At 45.4% G+C, this 14,581-nt stretch carries 13 protein-coding genes; 10 read left to right on the forward strand and 3 right to left on the reverse strand.

From position 1 onward, the window contains the following. Positions 1–32 precede the first annotated feature (32 nt). Together V144x_RS17110 and V144x_RS17115 are read left to right on the forward strand one after the other, a co-directional pair. Positions 33–995, forward strand: a complete 963-nt coding sequence (locus V144x_RS17110) for a DUF1559 domain-containing protein (RefSeq protein WP_144986409.1) — start codon at positions 33–35, stop codon at positions 993–995. A gap of 164 nt (positions 996–1,159) precedes the next feature. Then, the gene (locus V144x_RS17115) at positions 1,160–1,687 is read left to right on the forward strand and encodes a carboxypeptidase regulatory-like domain-containing protein (protein ID WP_144986411.1); all 528 of its coding nucleotides are present in this window, start codon (positions 1,160–1,162) and stop codon (positions 1,685–1,687) included. A gap of 100 nt (positions 1,688–1,787) precedes the next feature. On the opposite strand, the gene V144x_RS17120 is transcribed toward V144x_RS17115, so the two are convergent. Further along, on the reverse strand, positions 1,788–3,845 hold the full coding sequence (locus V144x_RS17120) for a PEP/pyruvate-binding domain-containing protein (protein ID WP_144986413.1): 2,058 nt from the start codon (positions 3,843–3,845) through the stop codon (positions 1,788–1,790). 284 nt (positions 3,846–4,129) lie between these two features. Between V144x_RS17120 and V144x_RS17125 the strand changes: the two genes are divergently transcribed. The 3 genes from V144x_RS17125 (at position 4,130) to V144x_RS17135 (ending at position 6,815) form a co-directional block, all read left to right on the forward strand. Next, positions 4,130–4,972, forward strand: coding sequence for a 5'-nucleotidase, lipoprotein e(P4) family (locus tag V144x_RS17125; RefSeq protein WP_144986415.1), 843 nt, complete (start codon positions 4,130–4,132; stop codon positions 4,970–4,972). A gap of 287 nt (positions 4,973–5,259) precedes the next feature. After that, complete coding sequence (locus V144x_RS17130) at positions 5,260–6,222, forward strand: DUF1559 domain-containing protein (RefSeq protein WP_144986418.1); 963 nt, start codon at positions 5,260–5,262, stop codon at positions 6,220–6,222. Between the two features lie 152 nt (positions 6,223–6,374). Continuing rightward, positions 6,375–6,815, forward strand: coding sequence for a carboxypeptidase regulatory-like domain-containing protein (locus tag V144x_RS17135; RefSeq protein ID WP_144986420.1), 441 nt, complete (start codon positions 6,375–6,377; stop codon positions 6,813–6,815). 42 nt (positions 6,816–6,857) lie between these two features. On the opposite strand, the gene V144x_RS17140 is transcribed toward V144x_RS17135, so the two are convergent. Beyond that, positions 6,858–7,949, reverse strand: a complete 1,092-nt coding sequence (locus tag V144x_RS17140; protein ID WP_144986424.1) for an acyltransferase family protein — start codon at positions 7,947–7,949, stop codon at positions 6,858–6,860. 454 nt (positions 7,950–8,403) lie between these two features. Between V144x_RS17140 and V144x_RS17145 the strand changes: the two genes are divergently transcribed. Continuing rightward, positions 8,404–9,657, forward strand: coding sequence for a hypothetical protein (locus V144x_RS17145; protein ID WP_144986425.1), 1,254 nt, complete (start codon positions 8,404–8,406; stop codon positions 9,655–9,657). A 74-nt stretch (positions 9,658–9,731) separates the two neighbouring features. On the opposite strand, the gene V144x_RS17150 is transcribed toward V144x_RS17145, so the two are convergent. After that, entirely contained in the window at positions 9,732–10,235 is a 504-nt protein-coding gene (locus tag V144x_RS17150; protein ID WP_144986426.1) for a hypothetical protein, read from the reverse strand. A gap of 321 nt (positions 10,236–10,556) precedes the next feature. Between V144x_RS17150 and V144x_RS17155 the strand changes: the two genes are divergently transcribed. From V144x_RS17155 to V144x_RS17170, 4 genes are all read left to right on the forward strand, one after another. Then, positions 10,557–12,173 carry a phytoene desaturase family protein gene (locus V144x_RS17155; protein ID WP_144986428.1) on the forward strand — a complete coding sequence of 539 codons (1,617 nt, stop codon included), beginning with the start codon at positions 10,557–10,559 and terminating at the stop codon, positions 12,171–12,173. A 342-nt stretch (positions 12,174–12,515) separates the two neighbouring features. Further along, positions 12,516–13,451: a DUF1559 domain-containing protein gene (locus V144x_RS17160; RefSeq protein ID WP_144986430.1), complete on the forward strand. Its 936-nt coding sequence runs from the start codon at positions 12,516–12,518 to the stop codon at positions 13,449–13,451. Between the two features lie 106 nt (positions 13,452–13,557). After that, on the forward strand, positions 13,558–13,989 hold the full coding sequence (locus V144x_RS17165) for a DUF4198 domain-containing protein (protein ID WP_144986431.1): 432 nt from the start codon (positions 13,558–13,560) through the stop codon (positions 13,987–13,989). Positions 13,990–14,105: 116 nt separating this feature from the next. Next, complete coding sequence (locus tag V144x_RS17170; RefSeq protein WP_144986433.1) at positions 14,106–14,489, forward strand: hypothetical protein; 384 nt, start codon at positions 14,106–14,108, stop codon at positions 14,487–14,489. Positions 14,490–14,581: the final 92 nt, after the last annotated feature.

Raw genomic sequence — 14,581 nt, forward strand, 5'->3', positions numbered from 1 at the left:
CCATCATTTTTATCTTTTTAAGGAGAATTGGAATGGAACAGGAACGACCTTCAAAAAAACGAAGAGGATTTACCCTCATTGAATTACTTGTGGTGATTGCGATCATTGCCATTTTGATTGCCCTCTTACTTCCCGCGGTTCAGCAGGCACGTGAAGCAGCCAGACGAAGTACCTGTAAAAACCAATTAAAACAGCTGGGATTAGCACTCCATAATTACCACGACACGCACAGTGTCTTCCCTCCAGGCCAAGTAGCAAGTGGGGATTGTGGTTCAAGTCCCAACCCACCACTCACTGCAATGAACATGAATGGGTTAGTTTTACTTCTTCCTTACTTAGATCAGGCAGCACTTTACTCTAATCTGGATTTCAATCTCGCCTTTGATGATTATTCTTCAAGTGGTATCCCGCTTTCGGGAGGCAATGCAACCACAAATGCCAACCAGGTGAATCGAGTCATGACCATCTTTAGTTGTCCTACTGATCCAGGCCCTGGAGGTTCATCCACAAGTACTACTTATAATTTACCTGGTGGAACTCCGGAACATAGAACAAATTATGATTTTATTTCTATCAGACTACATACAGAATGTAATAAATGGGCAACACGATCACTCACAACCAGATTCATGTTTGAAGATGGTAGTAAATGTCGTATTCGAGATATTAAGGATGGAGCAAGTAACACAGCCATGATGACTGAAACCAGAAAATCATGTTGTGGTAATGGAAATAATGCGAGTTGGGCCGGTCGTGGTTGGGTACAAATCGGACTCTCATTGGGACAATCACCACCAAACAATACCATTCGTAGTGGAATTGATTTTAAACCACGTTTGGGTGACTGGGGTTGGACAGGCAGTTGGCACGTCGGTGGATTGCACGTATTAATGGCAGATGGCGCAGTGATTTTTCTCAGTGAAAATAGCGATGTCAGTATTCGAAGGAATCTTGATCGAATTGCTGATGGAAATGTTCTCGGCGAATTCCGCTAACAGAGACTTCGTATAGCCATTCAATCATTCTTGTGAATCTATTCGTCTCAGAACAATTCATCGTAAATTTTTTCAGATCAATCAACTGTTTCAGTTACTGCCCGAAGAACCAATTGTCTTCTTCGGGCATTTTTAGTTTGAATCACTCTCAGGAGCCTCATTATATGAATTTTCCATTATCACTGTTAAAAATGCGAATACAAACCTTCTATCAGTTTCTTCTCATTGCCTTGATCGGCGTAGGTATTTCAGGTTGTAGTGGAGGTTCAGAGACTCCGAAGGTCTTTTCTGAACTCGTCACCGCTAAGGGAAAAATCACATTAGATGATGCGCCATTGTCTGCCGCTACCATCACATTTATCCCTCAAGAGGGAGAAGCAGACATTCGGATGGCATCTGCCATCACAGACAACTCAGGTATTTTTGAATTAATTACGCCCATTGCCAATGTGAGTCCTGAGGAAACAAAGGGAATCGCTCCGGGTAACTACAAAGTCATCATCAGCAAAGTATTGATGCCAGACGGATCTGTTGTACCTCCTGAAACCACAGAAGCAGATGCCATGGCAGAAGGAGCCAAAGAATCATTGCCTGCCAAATATAGTAATTTTGAAAACACGAAGTTAACTGTAGAAGTGGAACAAAGTACCGATCCGAATCTGACTTATGATTTCGAATTAAAATCAAAGTAACGCAAAAATATCTCACAAAATCACAGAACTCCAAGCCTCTGATGTTCCAGAGACATCAGGGGCTTGTGAATTCGTAGAGTGAATCACGATTATGGTGAGTTTAAGATGACTGATCGTGTTCAAGAATGCGAACGACTTGATGATACGTGTCGACTTCGATCAAATCGCCTGTTTTGATTTTCCTGGTTGCCTGTTGTGTCCCGATTAAGGCTGGTTTCCGTAACTCACGAGCCAGAATCGCCGCATGACAGGCAATCCCACCATCATCGGTCACAATGGCCCCACACCGCTCTAACAAAGGCATCAATGCCGGACTGGATTGAATTGAAACTAAAACTTCATCGGGTTCCATTGTCTGTCCCATTGCGTCCAAGCTCAGAACTACGTGGGCACGTCCTCGAAAAACCCCTGGCCAGGCCACCTGACCTGTTAACTCATGGGAATGACTCGCAGGCTGGAGCTGCCTTTGTTTTGCCAGTCGTGTCAGTAAGTAACCTGTTTGTGAGACGAGATGAAATGTCTCCTGATCTTCAATGACTTGAAAAATAGATCGATCGCCCGCCTCGACGGCGGCTAAACGAGACTCTAATAAATCCCGCGTCACTAATCCGTTTTTCAGCTCACTCCAGACGATCAGCTCGCAAGCCCGTTCAGGTTTGGAAAAACCAAGCGTTTTCGCAGTTTTGATCGCCAACGGTTCGAGGATTCTTCGCTCGATCACCGGGTAGAACGTATGCGAGCGAATCTCCTCTGAAAGCGCTTGCACCTCGGGATCTTGAATTTGGTTTGATTCGATGTAGATCAAAACCCAGGCAGGAAAGACCGTCGTGTGCTGAGCGATATCGGCAAAAAAATCTTCAATCTCCTGCAAACTGTCAAATCCTTCAAGCCCTCGATCAATTCGTGCATACCCCTGGTCGTAGAGGCCTAATGCATGCTTTAAAATCTCGATCAGATGAGCCCGCTCATTTTGTAACAGATTGCCGATGTGCTCCATATAGGCATCGAGTGACTTTTTCGCATAAAAGAGATTGAACAGTCCCGTATCATCCTGAATTAACAATGTTTCGTTCAAATGTGTACCTAAGGTTTTGTCAGCATGTTTTGAATCAAGCCAAAAGGGTAGGACTGTCGCCGCCAGCAAAAAAAACGGGCGACGAACAAGAAATTGCCATTCCTGGGACTCATCAATCAGTGTTTGATCATATTCATTCGCCAGAGTGGTAATGGGCCGTGCCTGCAATATCTGAAACGCACCATCTTCAATCGCCCATTCCGTATCGATGGGATGCCCGTAATGATCGTGCAAGCGAGCCAGTATCTTTGAATATTCGATCACTTGCTGGCTGGTGATTTTCGGCTTTGTTCCTCGACCATCCAGGTCCTGCCATTTCGGTTTTGAATGATCGCTCCCCATCCACAAAGCCTCTTTCTGATCACCGACAATGGATTCGAGGATTTCATTTGAATGACGCGCAACCACAAACTGGTCTGGGACAATTCTCCCGGAAACGATGGCTTCTCCCAGCCCCAAACAGGCCTCGATCAATTGAATGTCCGGCTCTTGTGTGACAGGATGCACTGAAAATCCAATACCGGAAATTTCACTGGCGATCATTTTTTGAACGACGACGGCCACAGAAATTTGCCCCGCTGCATATCCATGAGTGGCACCATACGACAAAGCCGATTGACTAAACAGAGAAAGCCAGCAACTTCGGATGTTCTCTACGATCTTGTCAGGCGTGACGTCTAAAAACGTTTCTAATTGTCCAGCCCAGGCACTGGTAGCGCTATCCTCACAGGTGGCGCTGGAACGCACAGAAACTCGACCTGCCTGAAGCGTTTGCTCCGCTTTGTTAATTGCTTCAATTACTTCGTCAGGAATCGCTGCAACTTCAAGGGCGGAGTGAATCTGTTGATTCGCTTGAGCTAAATCAATCTTTCCTGCATTCAGAGTTTGAATGGTATCAACGATAATTTGTTTCAGATCGCCCTGAGAAATGAACTTCTGAAACGCAAAACTGGTTACTACAAAACCGGGAGGGACAGGGGCCTTGGCACACATCAGCTCACCCAACGAAGCACCTTTCCCGCCTGCCTCAAAAACATGAGAGGAATTCAGTTCAGATAACGGACAGGTATATCGACTTGCCATGACTCAACCTTCACTTAGTTCAGGGACTCTGATTTTTGTGTCTGACTTGCTGAAAATGATTCAGAATGGCCCGTCCCATAGAATAACGAAATAGTTCCGCAAAGGCTAACAGTAATAGATAAGATCTATCAGCACCAACACGACCAGCACGGAGCCGGATAGTTCAGACATCAATTGACAATGAGAATTCAAAAGCGTATTTAGTTTTGTTCAAGAATCATAAACACCCCAGTTTCTTAAAAGGTTCAATTATCAGACGCCGCCAGCTCATACGGGAGCCCCTCATGCAGAAATCGGTTTTACTCTTATTATTGTTCGGTTTGCAGACGTTAAGTGTCTATGCGGAAGAGCCAACGGCTTCCTCACCCAAAACTTATCAGGGACTCGACGCGACACTCTGGATGCAAACCTCTGTGGAACATGATGTCGCCTGTGTTCAGGCTTATCGACTCGCAACCATGCAATCAATCAAAGCTCTGAGAGATCCCTGCTGGACTGCGGCAGTGGAGCAAACAGCAGGCTACGCGCAGCTTCCTCCTGCAGTGATTCTCGACCTTGATGAAACGGTACTCAACAACGCAGCTTTTATGGCACGGCTCGTCAAACGAGACAAAGACTGGGATGAAGACCTGTGGAGCCAATGGGTCAGAGAAAAAAAGTCAAAAGCGATTCCCGGGGTTAAAGAGTTCCTCAACCGTTTGATTCAAAACAACGTAGCGATTTTCTTCATTACGAATCGCGACTATCGATTGGAAACTCCGACCGTGGAAAACCTGTCCCGCGTGCTTGGCATGAAGATCAACCAATCGCAGGTACTCTGCCAAAACGAAAAACCAGATTGGACCTGGAATAAAACCTCACGCCGCGCCTTCGTCACACGTGATCATAGAATCCTGCTGCTGCTGGGCGATGACTTCAACGACTTCACCTACCAGGGAAAACTTCCACCCCCAGAACGCATCACACAGGGTGAACGCTTTAAAAGTTATTGGGGCAGAAGATGGATCCTCCTGCCGAACCCGGTCTACGGCGACTGGGAAAAAGCCTTCTATCATTACGACGGTGCGCTGCCTGCTGCAAAAAAGCTCCACTTGAAATTTGAAGCACTCGAATCCAACAACAATTGATTCGTTAGTAATTGCACTGGGGCAGTGCCTCTCTATCAAGTAACATTTTGTTTCTTAATGTTCATAAATATTTAACAATTAATTACATTTATTAATTTATAGTATTGACTACCAATTATCGGTAGTAATAATTATTTGAGATAGTTTATAAATCTATATTAATAGATCTATCTACCTATTTTATTAGTATTTAAATCTCTCAACACGCGCCCTGGTTGAATAAATACAAACACTTCATCTCTTTCAAATTCCAGTTTATCTATTCTCGTTGAAAGGCAGGCACACTCATGCGCACACAAAGACTACGAAAACACGGTTTTACGCTGATTGAGTTATTAGTGGTGATTGCGATCATCGCTATCTTGATCGCTCTACTCTTACCAGCGGTCCAACAAGCGCGAGAAGCGGCTCGCCGCAGTACCTGCAAAAACAATCTGAAACAAATTGGGTTGGCATTACACAATTATCATGATACTCATCGAGTATTTCCTCCGGCGACGATTAATGCGGGACTCTCTTATTGCGATAGAGTTCATGGCGTAGGTAATACACTCTTAAATCATACTTGTTATCAAATGATTCTACCATTCATCGACCAGGCTCCATTGTACAATCAATTTAACTGGGCAATTTCTAGTGGTCAGGCTAATCATGGTACTGAATGCACAGGTGCACCGACAGCGTCTCCCTCGAATCAATATTCAGTTGTCACTTCCAATTTACCTGTCTTTTTATGCCCTTCTGACCCGGGGACACAGCAGAACTCAAGCACATCTGGTCCATATCATGCCACCCCGGGTTGGCGCACCAGCTATGGTGTCGCGAATTATACTACTGGCGGTGCTGCCGGAAGCTGGAAAGCAAACAACAGCACACTCAAAGGCACGATGGGCCCCAATGGTGCAGCTCAATTTCGCGACATAAAAGACGGCTCAAGCAACACAATGATTTTGTGTGAAACACAGTTGAATAAAACTTCAACAAGTTATGGCCCCTATTGGAACACGGCTACCCACACGTTCTTTGTTATGCCAGGGGTGAATAATTATACGCTCAATCACGACTGGGATGGTGCGACGACAAGTAGTGTCAAGCAATACGCATGGGGCGCCGGAAGCTTCCATGTGGGTGGAGGACATATTCTCATGGCCGATGGTGCCGTTCGCTTCCTCAGTGAAAATGCGGATCGTGTTGCCGTTGTTCAAGCATTGGTTTCAATCGGAGGCGGTGAAGTTCTTCCGGAATTTTAACCAATGAGCCTCTAACAATCTTTGGCAGTTTTAGAGTTTACCGTGATGACATTGTGTCATCACGGTGTTTTGAAATGATCAATGTGGATTCTCCTATTGTCTCCACCATCTCTGCGATGTAAGTCGTTTTCGTTTTTAGCGCAGGCAATCTCATGAAAACAAATCCATTCTCACTTCATCTAAGTCAAGTTTATTTATTGATTGTTCTCGTAAGTCTCTCAGGCTGTATGGGAGATGGGTCCGAGCCAATACCCGAGCTTGCTGAAGTCACTGGTGTGATAACCCTGGATGGAAAACCAATCAAAGCAGCCAATGTAACCTTTGAGCCTGAGAGTGCCGGAGAAAATGGTAGACGCCGCGCTTCAAGTGGAACCACGGAAAAAGATGGAACCTACAAACTACAATACAATCCCAACGCATTGGGAGCGACTTTAGGCAAACATAAAGTAACAATCATGAAAATGTCGGATAACCCTGATGAAGCAGGCAAGCACTTGGTTCCACCTAAATACAACGATAGCAGTACTTCTGGATTAACTGCTGAAGTCACTCAGGGCGAAAATAAGTTCGACTTCGATTTAAAGTCAAAATAAAATCTCTAATGACATTGCAAAACCAAGCCACTCAGTTCTTGATCACAGTCTGGCTGTTTCCTTAACGGGAACTTTTGCTTCGGTTGGCTCAACGGCTCCCACATAATGGCTGCTACGCAGTAGAAACCGTTTTTCTACCACGTTCCACATAAATATCGCCCCAATCAATGTGATGCTGACAGCGGAAGAGAGGAAGTACCAGGGTCGCCCTGTAAACCAACCCGAATTCAACAAAAGTTGAATCACCGGGAAGTGCAAGATATACACGCCGTAGGAAAAATCTCCATACTTGCCGAAATTTCCTGCGTACAGAAACAGACCAAAAAAGAGAACTAATATCGCCAGTGCAAAAGGTTGCAGGAGGGGCAGGGCAAATTGAAAGTGGATTAGACACACCGCAACCGCCGCAGTTACAAAGTATCTCACATGGCGTTCAAAAAAAGGTAGGTAATAAAACAAACACGCCCCCGCCATGAAATACGAGAGTTGCCCCGGCAATTGACGTCCCAGCCGTTCGTAAAAATTGACCCCAGTCTGAACTGCTGCGAAAGTCATTAGTTCTGCGTACGCCACCGAGAGACAGTAAATCAAAATGAGTAGAGGAAGTCGGGGAAATTTGCGAAAGCAATACACGAACAGCGGCACAGCCAGATAAAACATGACCTCAATTTTGAGCGTCCACAGTGCTCCATTGACGGCTGACAACTTGTTCGCTTCAAACACCCCAGGTAAATTCGGCTGCAAGAAATTCAGAAACGTGAGGTTCGCAACCACGTACTTGAGCCATACCAGAGAAAAATAGTCTTGAATGGGCTGCCGGCTCACGATAACAAAACTGATCGCACACAACATGATAACCGTGCAATATGCGGGATAAATCCGCCGCACGCGTTTACTGGCATAAGAAGTTAGAGAAGAAGATCGCTCGTAACTCATCACGATCAAAAAGCCACTCACCACAAAAAACGCCTGAACTGCAACTTGTGCAGACAACATCCCTGCCAGTCCTCGTAGTTGCTCAAAACCCGAAAGCTCATAAGCATGTACCAGGCAGACAGCCATCGCCAACAACAATCGCAACAGATCGAAGTTATTCTGTTTCAAGCGAGGGTGATCGAGAGGCAGTAATTCCATTTCCTGTCCCGAGTTTTGAACGTCTTTATTAAACAAATCACGCCCAAACTGTCGCGAACAAAGGGAATCCTGTCAAGATGGGATATGAGACAATGGGGAAAGGGTTGCCTTGTATCAACAAGTTTCAGCAAAGTAAATGCTTACGATAGAGTTGTACTACCCATCGATAACAATATCGAGGTGCATTTGATACTTTCAGCCTTCATCCTTCTTAGGCAAATGCCCTCTAACGGGACTGTCTTTTGCAACCATCGGGAAAGCAACTTAAGGTAATTAAATATTAAAATCAGATGTTTTGCTTCCTTTTTTGTTGATTCGTGTAGAAAATTCATTTTCACAATCGCAATATAAAGTTGAAACGATGATCTGGTAGGAACTCATTAAGCAACACTCGCTGGTTACACTTAATTATGCCTGCTTTGTTCATGTCACTATAGAGAGGAAATACATTCAAATGCATCAACTGAAATTTCTGAATCAAAGCAGCCTCTTCTCACTTCTCTTTCACCGAGTGATTCAGACAGCGTTTCTTGTCACACTGATTGGCACTGGTTGCACGGATCAGCCAGAGAAAACGAACACGAGTACTGAAAAACAAAAGCAAGAAACTCAAGTAGACTCTCAGATAGACGTAGGCTCTCGGATCGCCGAAATAAAGAAACAGTGGCAAAAACTGAAAGGTGAGATACGAACTGCATCAGCACAGTCCAAAGAAGATCTTCAAACAGAGTTGAACCGTCTCAACACAGAATGGAAATCGTTACTGGAAGACCAACAGAAATTATACAAAGAACAATATGATTCAGCGGGAAAGGACCTGTTGGAGCATTGGAAAAAAATGAAAGAGTCAAAAGAGGCTGCCAAAGCGAATCTTTCGAAGGACATCGATCGCCTTCGTAGCGAATGGAACGACTCTTTTTTAAGTTTAAAAGAAAGCTATAGCGAACAAATTCAAAAACTTCGTGATGAGTTGACTGTATTAGAAAAACAAGCGGCAGAAAACAAAGAAAAAATAACCAAAAAATTAATAGAGAAAAGAGCCACCATCCGCCAGCGGTATACAGAAGAAGTCAAACAACTTCGTCAGGGATATGAAAATTTCCTTGACTCTTTAGCTGAAGAAATTTCCCGTTTGAAGTCCCAGGCCAAAACCGCTTCAACAGAAACAAAAGCAAACTTAATGGATCAAATCGATCAACTGAATGCGCAATCCAACAAGCAATATGAAGAATTAAGAACTCACACTCAGGAGATTAACAAGAGGTCGCATGCCTATTTCGATCAGACGGTACAAATGATTCAAAAATCGAATAAAGGCGCCTCCGAGAAATTGAAATCGGAACTGGGCAAAATCGCCCAGTCTACAACTGACTTCAATACCAAAATGATTTCTCAGACAGAAGCATTTATGGCGAAGCTGGATCAACAGATCTCCAATCTGGAAACACGTATCACAGAAGCAAAATCAGAAACGAAAACAGGGCTTCAAAATCGGCAGAGTGAACTACAGACACAACGCAAGCAATTACAAAAAGAACTGACTGCTGAATATGAATCTGCCATGCTCACCATGCAGAAGGAAATGGACCAGCTTAAAGCAGAAGCGGAAACCGCATCTGGAAAAACCAAAAAGCAATTAATCAAAGGCATTGACTACCTGCAGACCCAGCTTGAGATGCTAAAGCAAAAACTGGAAAACAAGCAATAACCTGAATGTCACCAGAATTAATCCTGAAGCAGTTTCAGTAACCAGGAGAAATTAATTTACGTTACACTATTAAATCACTGCTTCGGTTGTGGGACCCGAAATCGTTCCAGCGGATCAAACTCACCCTTATTAAATAACGTTTTTGTGTAAGGTGTAGTGGAAGGCTTCTGGTAAGACACAGTAACCGAAACGATTTTCACATGTGTCGGTATCTCTTCCCGATCAATCAGTGTTTTGATTTCTAGCGGGACAGATTTATCATGTTTGATCATGAATTTTGTAAATAACTCTTGATCGTTCTCACTAATCACACTTTTGTAAGCAGCAGCATTCTTTTGAGAAGGTGAATCCATAGATGCTACAAAGATGGAAATCATACTCATCAACAAATTGACTATGAACATGGTGAAATACGAAGTCGAATTGTCCTTAGTCTCCAACAGGCCATTTTCGACTTGAGCCCGACGGAAATCAAAATCGCAAAAAAGACATTCTTCTGCTTCCCGCTCGATGTCTGCTTTACAACAGGGACATGTCTGGTAGATTAACCTCTGATCTTCGCTATAAATTTCGCTCATCTAAGATCTCCCCTGATTGATGAGGTATTGAGTTTTCCGTCTCGATCAATGGCCCATGGGGTTATTTTATAAAATCAAAATTAGTCAAACAATCGCATTTTCCATGAATGTCACAGGAATTCATTTTTTCATAAAATCGTCAAAAAGTGGACAAAATCAGAGTGACCGGGGTTCGCAGGAAGCTAACCGATTTGCCTGTGATGCCGCATTCCCACGATTCCTTTTGAAATCTTGACCTCACTCACTGGCACTACTTCATCATCTCTTCATAATACTACCAGCAATCAAAACGAATTCACTTCACTTCCGGGAACAGCATCAATGTATGATTGTGTGATCGTAGGGGCAGGGCATAATGGGCTCGTCTGTGCGCATCAATTGGCGCGAAAGGGCTGGAAGGTGCTCATACTCGAACGACGCGATCTGGTCGGCGGCGCGTGTGTCACTGAAGAACTCTGGCCCGGCTTCAAGGTTTCAACGGCTTCCTATCTGGTCAGCCTGCTGCTACCGGAGATTGAACAGGAAATGCAGCTTGCCCGCTATGGCTATCGGGTGCTGCCGCGGAATCCCTCTTCGTTCACACCACGAGCCGATGGAAAATCGCTGCTGCTGGGACCGGGCCTCAAGCAGAACCAGGAACAGATCGCACAATTCAGTCAGCGCGACGCAGAGCAGTATCCCCGTTATGAAGCAATGCTGCAAAAAATTGCGGAATGCCTGGAACCGGCGTTAATGCAGACGCCCCCCGATCTGCTGCCTCTGCCAGCCAGTTGGCGTTCGGTCGGTTTCAGTAAAAAACTTCGCGATACTAAAACCGCATACCATTTGCATCAATCATTAAAACAACTGGGCGAGACCATTCCGGAAGCGATTGAACTCCTCACTGGCGCAGCGCTGCCCATTCTCAATCGCTGGTTTGAATCCGACATTCTCAAAGCAACGCTGGCGACCGATGCGATCATCGGCACCTTTCAACCACCGTCCGCACCAGGAACCGCGTATGTGTTACTACATCATGTCATGGGTTCGGCGGGTGGAGCACGGGGCGTCTGGGGTTATGTCGAAGGGGGCATGGGAGCCTTAAGTCAAGCGATGGCAGCATCGGCACGAGATGCGGGTGTCGAAATCCGAACCGGTGTAACGGTCGAGCAAATTTTAATCGCTGATCAGAATACGACAGGCGTCAGACTTTCGAATGGGGAGACCATCCAAACACGCTGTGTCGCTTCTAACGCAGACGCACATGTGACGTTTGAAAAATTGATCCCAGCCGAAACGCTGCCGGAGTCATTTCAAGATGCAGTCAGCCGCATTGACTATAGCAGTGCCAGCATGAAGATCAACCTCGCAGTGAGTGAGCTCCCCGATTTTACTTGCATGCCCGGAAATCAGGAACCGGGTCCACAACATCGCGGCACCATTCACATCGGTGCGACTTGCGAAGAAATTGAACGGGCTTATGACGATGCAAAGTATGGTCACCCCTCACAAAAACCGATCATCGAAATGACGATCCCTACTTCTGTTGACAACACGTTAGCACCTCCGGGAAATCATATCTTGTCACTGTTTGTGCAATACGCGCCCTACAAACTGGCCAATGGCAACTGGGACGAACTCAAGGAAGACTTCGCCGATCGTTGCATTGAGCGCATCGCGGAGTTCGCACCGAACTTACCGTCATCAATTCTACATCGCCAAGTGATTTCGCCCCTTGATCTGGAGAGAACTTTCAGCCTGACTGGTGGTAATATTTTCCAGGGTGCGATGCCCGCTCATCAATTGTACAACCTGCGTCCCGTCCCCGGTTGGAGCGATTACCGCACACCAATTCGAGGCCTCTACCTCTGCGGCAGTGCCGCACATCCTGGTGGAGGTGTGATGGGCGCCTGCGGCCGCAATGCCGCGCGTGAGATTCTTCGCGAGGGAAAATTCTAAGATCATACCAGTACCGTTCAAACTGAAACTGAGACACATCACCACGTTACATCCTCACACATTCAGGTACCAAAACTCAACATGCGAACATATCAACGCATCTGTATGTAATGGTTTTCCCTAACATATTTTGTTTACATGTCTTAAGTTCAAATAAAAGCACAATTGTTTCTGAGAATTAATCTTGATAGAGATCTCTTCTTCGAAATAATGAATGCCAGTGTAGTGATTTATCAGACTATCTGTATAGAACTATGCTCTCTCAATTTGTGATCAACTTAGTTGATCATTCCATCTCAATAACGCAATTAGCGGAAGTTTTATCTTTCGAAAGGCACACTCATGCGTTTAAAACATTCACGAAAGTACGGGTTCACACTCATTGAACTCTTGGTCGTCATCGCCATCATTGCGATTTTAATTGCGCTGCTCTTACCGGCGGTGCAACAGGCGCGCGAAGCAGCACGCCGCAGTACCTGTAAAAATAACTTGAAGCAAATGGGATTAGCGTTGCACAACTACCACGAGACTCATCGTGTTTTCCCACCGGCAACGATCAATGCGGGCTTTAGAGATTGTGATGACGTGCATGGCTCCGGTGAGATTTTGAATCACACCTGCTATCAAATGCTCTTGCCGTTTATCGACCAGGCGAATCTATATAACCTCTTTGACTGGAGCCTTCCGAGTGGGCAGGGTACGTACTCTACTTGCCCCAGTACCGCCCCCACGTCGGATCAGTATTCAGTGGTGACTTCTCCAGTGCCTCTTTTTCTATGCCCCTCGGATCCAGGGAGCCCCAAAAGAGATACCACACACCCAGTCTACTATGCCAGGTTTGGCTGGCGAACCAGTTATGCGGTTGCCCATTATGCAACAGGCGGTTTTGGTGGTAGTTGGGGAGCCAACTCAGATATACGCAAAGGAACCTTAGGACCTAATGGTGCAGCTCGGATTGGGGATATTATTGATGGCTCAAGTAATACAATGGTGCTGTGTGAATCACAGTTGATTAAAGCCAGGGATGATTATGGACCATTCTGGAATGTGGCGACCCATACATTTTTTAATCGGCCCGGAGTTGTCGGCTATACGTTTAACTTTGATCATACTAATGGAAAGCAAAATGCCTGGGGCGCGGGTAGTTTTCACGTTGGTGGCGCACATATTCTTCTGGCAGATGGATCTGTGCGGTTCATCAGCGAAAATGTCGATCGGGCTGGTGTTGTTGCAGCGCTGATTTCCATCAGAGGCGGAGAAATTTTACCGGAATTTTAATCGGTATTGACATTGTTCATCTGAAAATCATGGCGTCTCAAATGAATTAATGCCATACTCCCGGTGTGTACCTAATTACTTTCAAGTGAAGAAGACAGCTCATTTCATGAAAACAAAAGCAAGTTCATTCAACTCAGTGTATGTCCTATTCTTTTTAATCAGCTTCTCTGGCTGCCTGGGAGATGGAGCTGACCCATTACCCGACCTTTATGAAGTCACAGGCGTCATCACTCTGGATGGACAACCATTGGGTAATGCCAAAGTCGTTTTTGAACCTGAAGCAGTCAGAGAAAAAGCACGCAGACGTGCCTCCAGCGCAACGACGAAAGCAGATGGTTCTTACAGATTATATTACAATCCCAAAGCCGCTGGCGCAACCAGTGGAAAACATCAAGTAACCATCTTCAAGCTGCCGGATGATAATGAGGAACCGAGTGATGAGCAGTCGATCCCTGCAAAATACAATGAGAAAACAGAACTCACTGCCGATGTGACCGAAGGAGACAACACGATCAATTTTGACCTGAAATCGAACTAGTCTGTATCCAGGTTGATTGTCGCGTCTTCAGGAATGTTTGGTCCTATTATTATTTCTTTGAAGCCGCTATGGTTAAATGGGACGCAATTTAGAAATCGTGTACAATCAGGATCAATATGAAGAAGTCATCGTTCAAAGAATATTTGATCTTTTTTACTGCGGTCTTTGTGCTCTCACTGCCCATCTTCCTCGCATACTATTATCAACATCACCCCGATCGGACCGTGACCGAACTGGAATCAACGGTGGCCTCTATTCCATTAGGTATTTCTGCGGCAGAAGCAGACGCCTTCTTCGGGACACAACCTGACAGCGTCTCCCAGATGAAAGGCGTCCTGGCGAACCCCACGATGATGCTCGAAGCTTCAAACCAATCGGCAGCAAAACAAGGTTCCATTCAATCCTACTCGTTAAGAACCTGGAAGCAGAACGATGTGCATGCGACTGTTGCCATTGATGAATCCGGTAAAGTTGCCGGTCGCTGGACATGGGTTGAATAAGAAGCCTCTCAGTTAAATGCTTACTGTTGAGATATCGTTTTTGGGCGGCTGAAAAGAGAGAGAAGAATCACGAAGTATTCTCCGCATGATGC

It is taken from the genome of Gimesia aquarii (assembly GCF_007748195.1).
In the GTDB taxonomy this organism is placed as follows: Bacteria; Planctomycetota; Planctomycetia; order Planctomycetales; family Planctomycetaceae; genus Gimesia; species Gimesia aquarii.

Excerpts from the sequence above, each read along its gene's own strand:
- V144x_RS17110 (WP_144986409.1), top strand. The coding sequence starts at position 33 with ATGGAACAGGAACGACCTTCAAAAAAACGAAGAGGATTTACCCTCATT.
- V144x_RS17115 (WP_144986411.1), top strand. The coding sequence starts at position 1,160 with ATGAATTTTCCATTATCACTGTTAAAAATGCGAATACAAACCTTCTAT.
- V144x_RS17120 (WP_144986413.1), bottom strand. The coding sequence starts at position 3,845 with ATGGCAAGTCGATATACCTGTCCGTTATCTGAACTGAATTCCTCTCAT.
- V144x_RS17125 (WP_144986415.1), top strand. The coding sequence starts at position 4,130 with ATGCAGAAATCGGTTTTACTCTTATTATTGTTCGGTTTGCAGACGTTA.
- V144x_RS17130 (WP_144986418.1), top strand. The coding sequence starts at position 5,260 with ATGCGCACACAAAGACTACGAAAACACGGTTTTACGCTGATTGAGTTA.
- V144x_RS17135 (WP_144986420.1), top strand. The coding sequence starts at position 6,375 with ATGAAAACAAATCCATTCTCACTTCATCTAAGTCAAGTTTATTTATTG.
- V144x_RS17140 (WP_144986424.1), bottom strand. The coding sequence starts at position 7,949 with ATGGAATTACTGCCTCTCGATCACCCTCGCTTGAAACAGAATAACTTC.
- V144x_RS17145 (WP_144986425.1), top strand. The coding sequence starts at position 8,404 with ATGCATCAACTGAAATTTCTGAATCAAAGCAGCCTCTTCTCACTTCTC.
- V144x_RS17150 (WP_144986426.1), bottom strand. The coding sequence starts at position 10,235 with ATGAGCGAAATTTATAGCGAAGATCAGAGGTTAATCTACCAGACATGT.
- V144x_RS17155 (WP_144986428.1), top strand. The coding sequence starts at position 10,557 with ATGTATGATTGTGTGATCGTAGGGGCAGGGCATAATGGGCTCGTCTGT.
- V144x_RS17160 (WP_144986430.1), top strand. The coding sequence starts at position 12,516 with ATGCGTTTAAAACATTCACGAAAGTACGGGTTCACACTCATTGAACTC.
- V144x_RS17165 (WP_144986431.1), top strand. The coding sequence starts at position 13,558 with ATGAAAACAAAAGCAAGTTCATTCAACTCAGTGTATGTCCTATTCTTT.
- V144x_RS17170 (WP_144986433.1), top strand. The coding sequence starts at position 14,106 with ATGAAGAAGTCATCGTTCAAAGAATATTTGATCTTTTTTACTGCGGTC.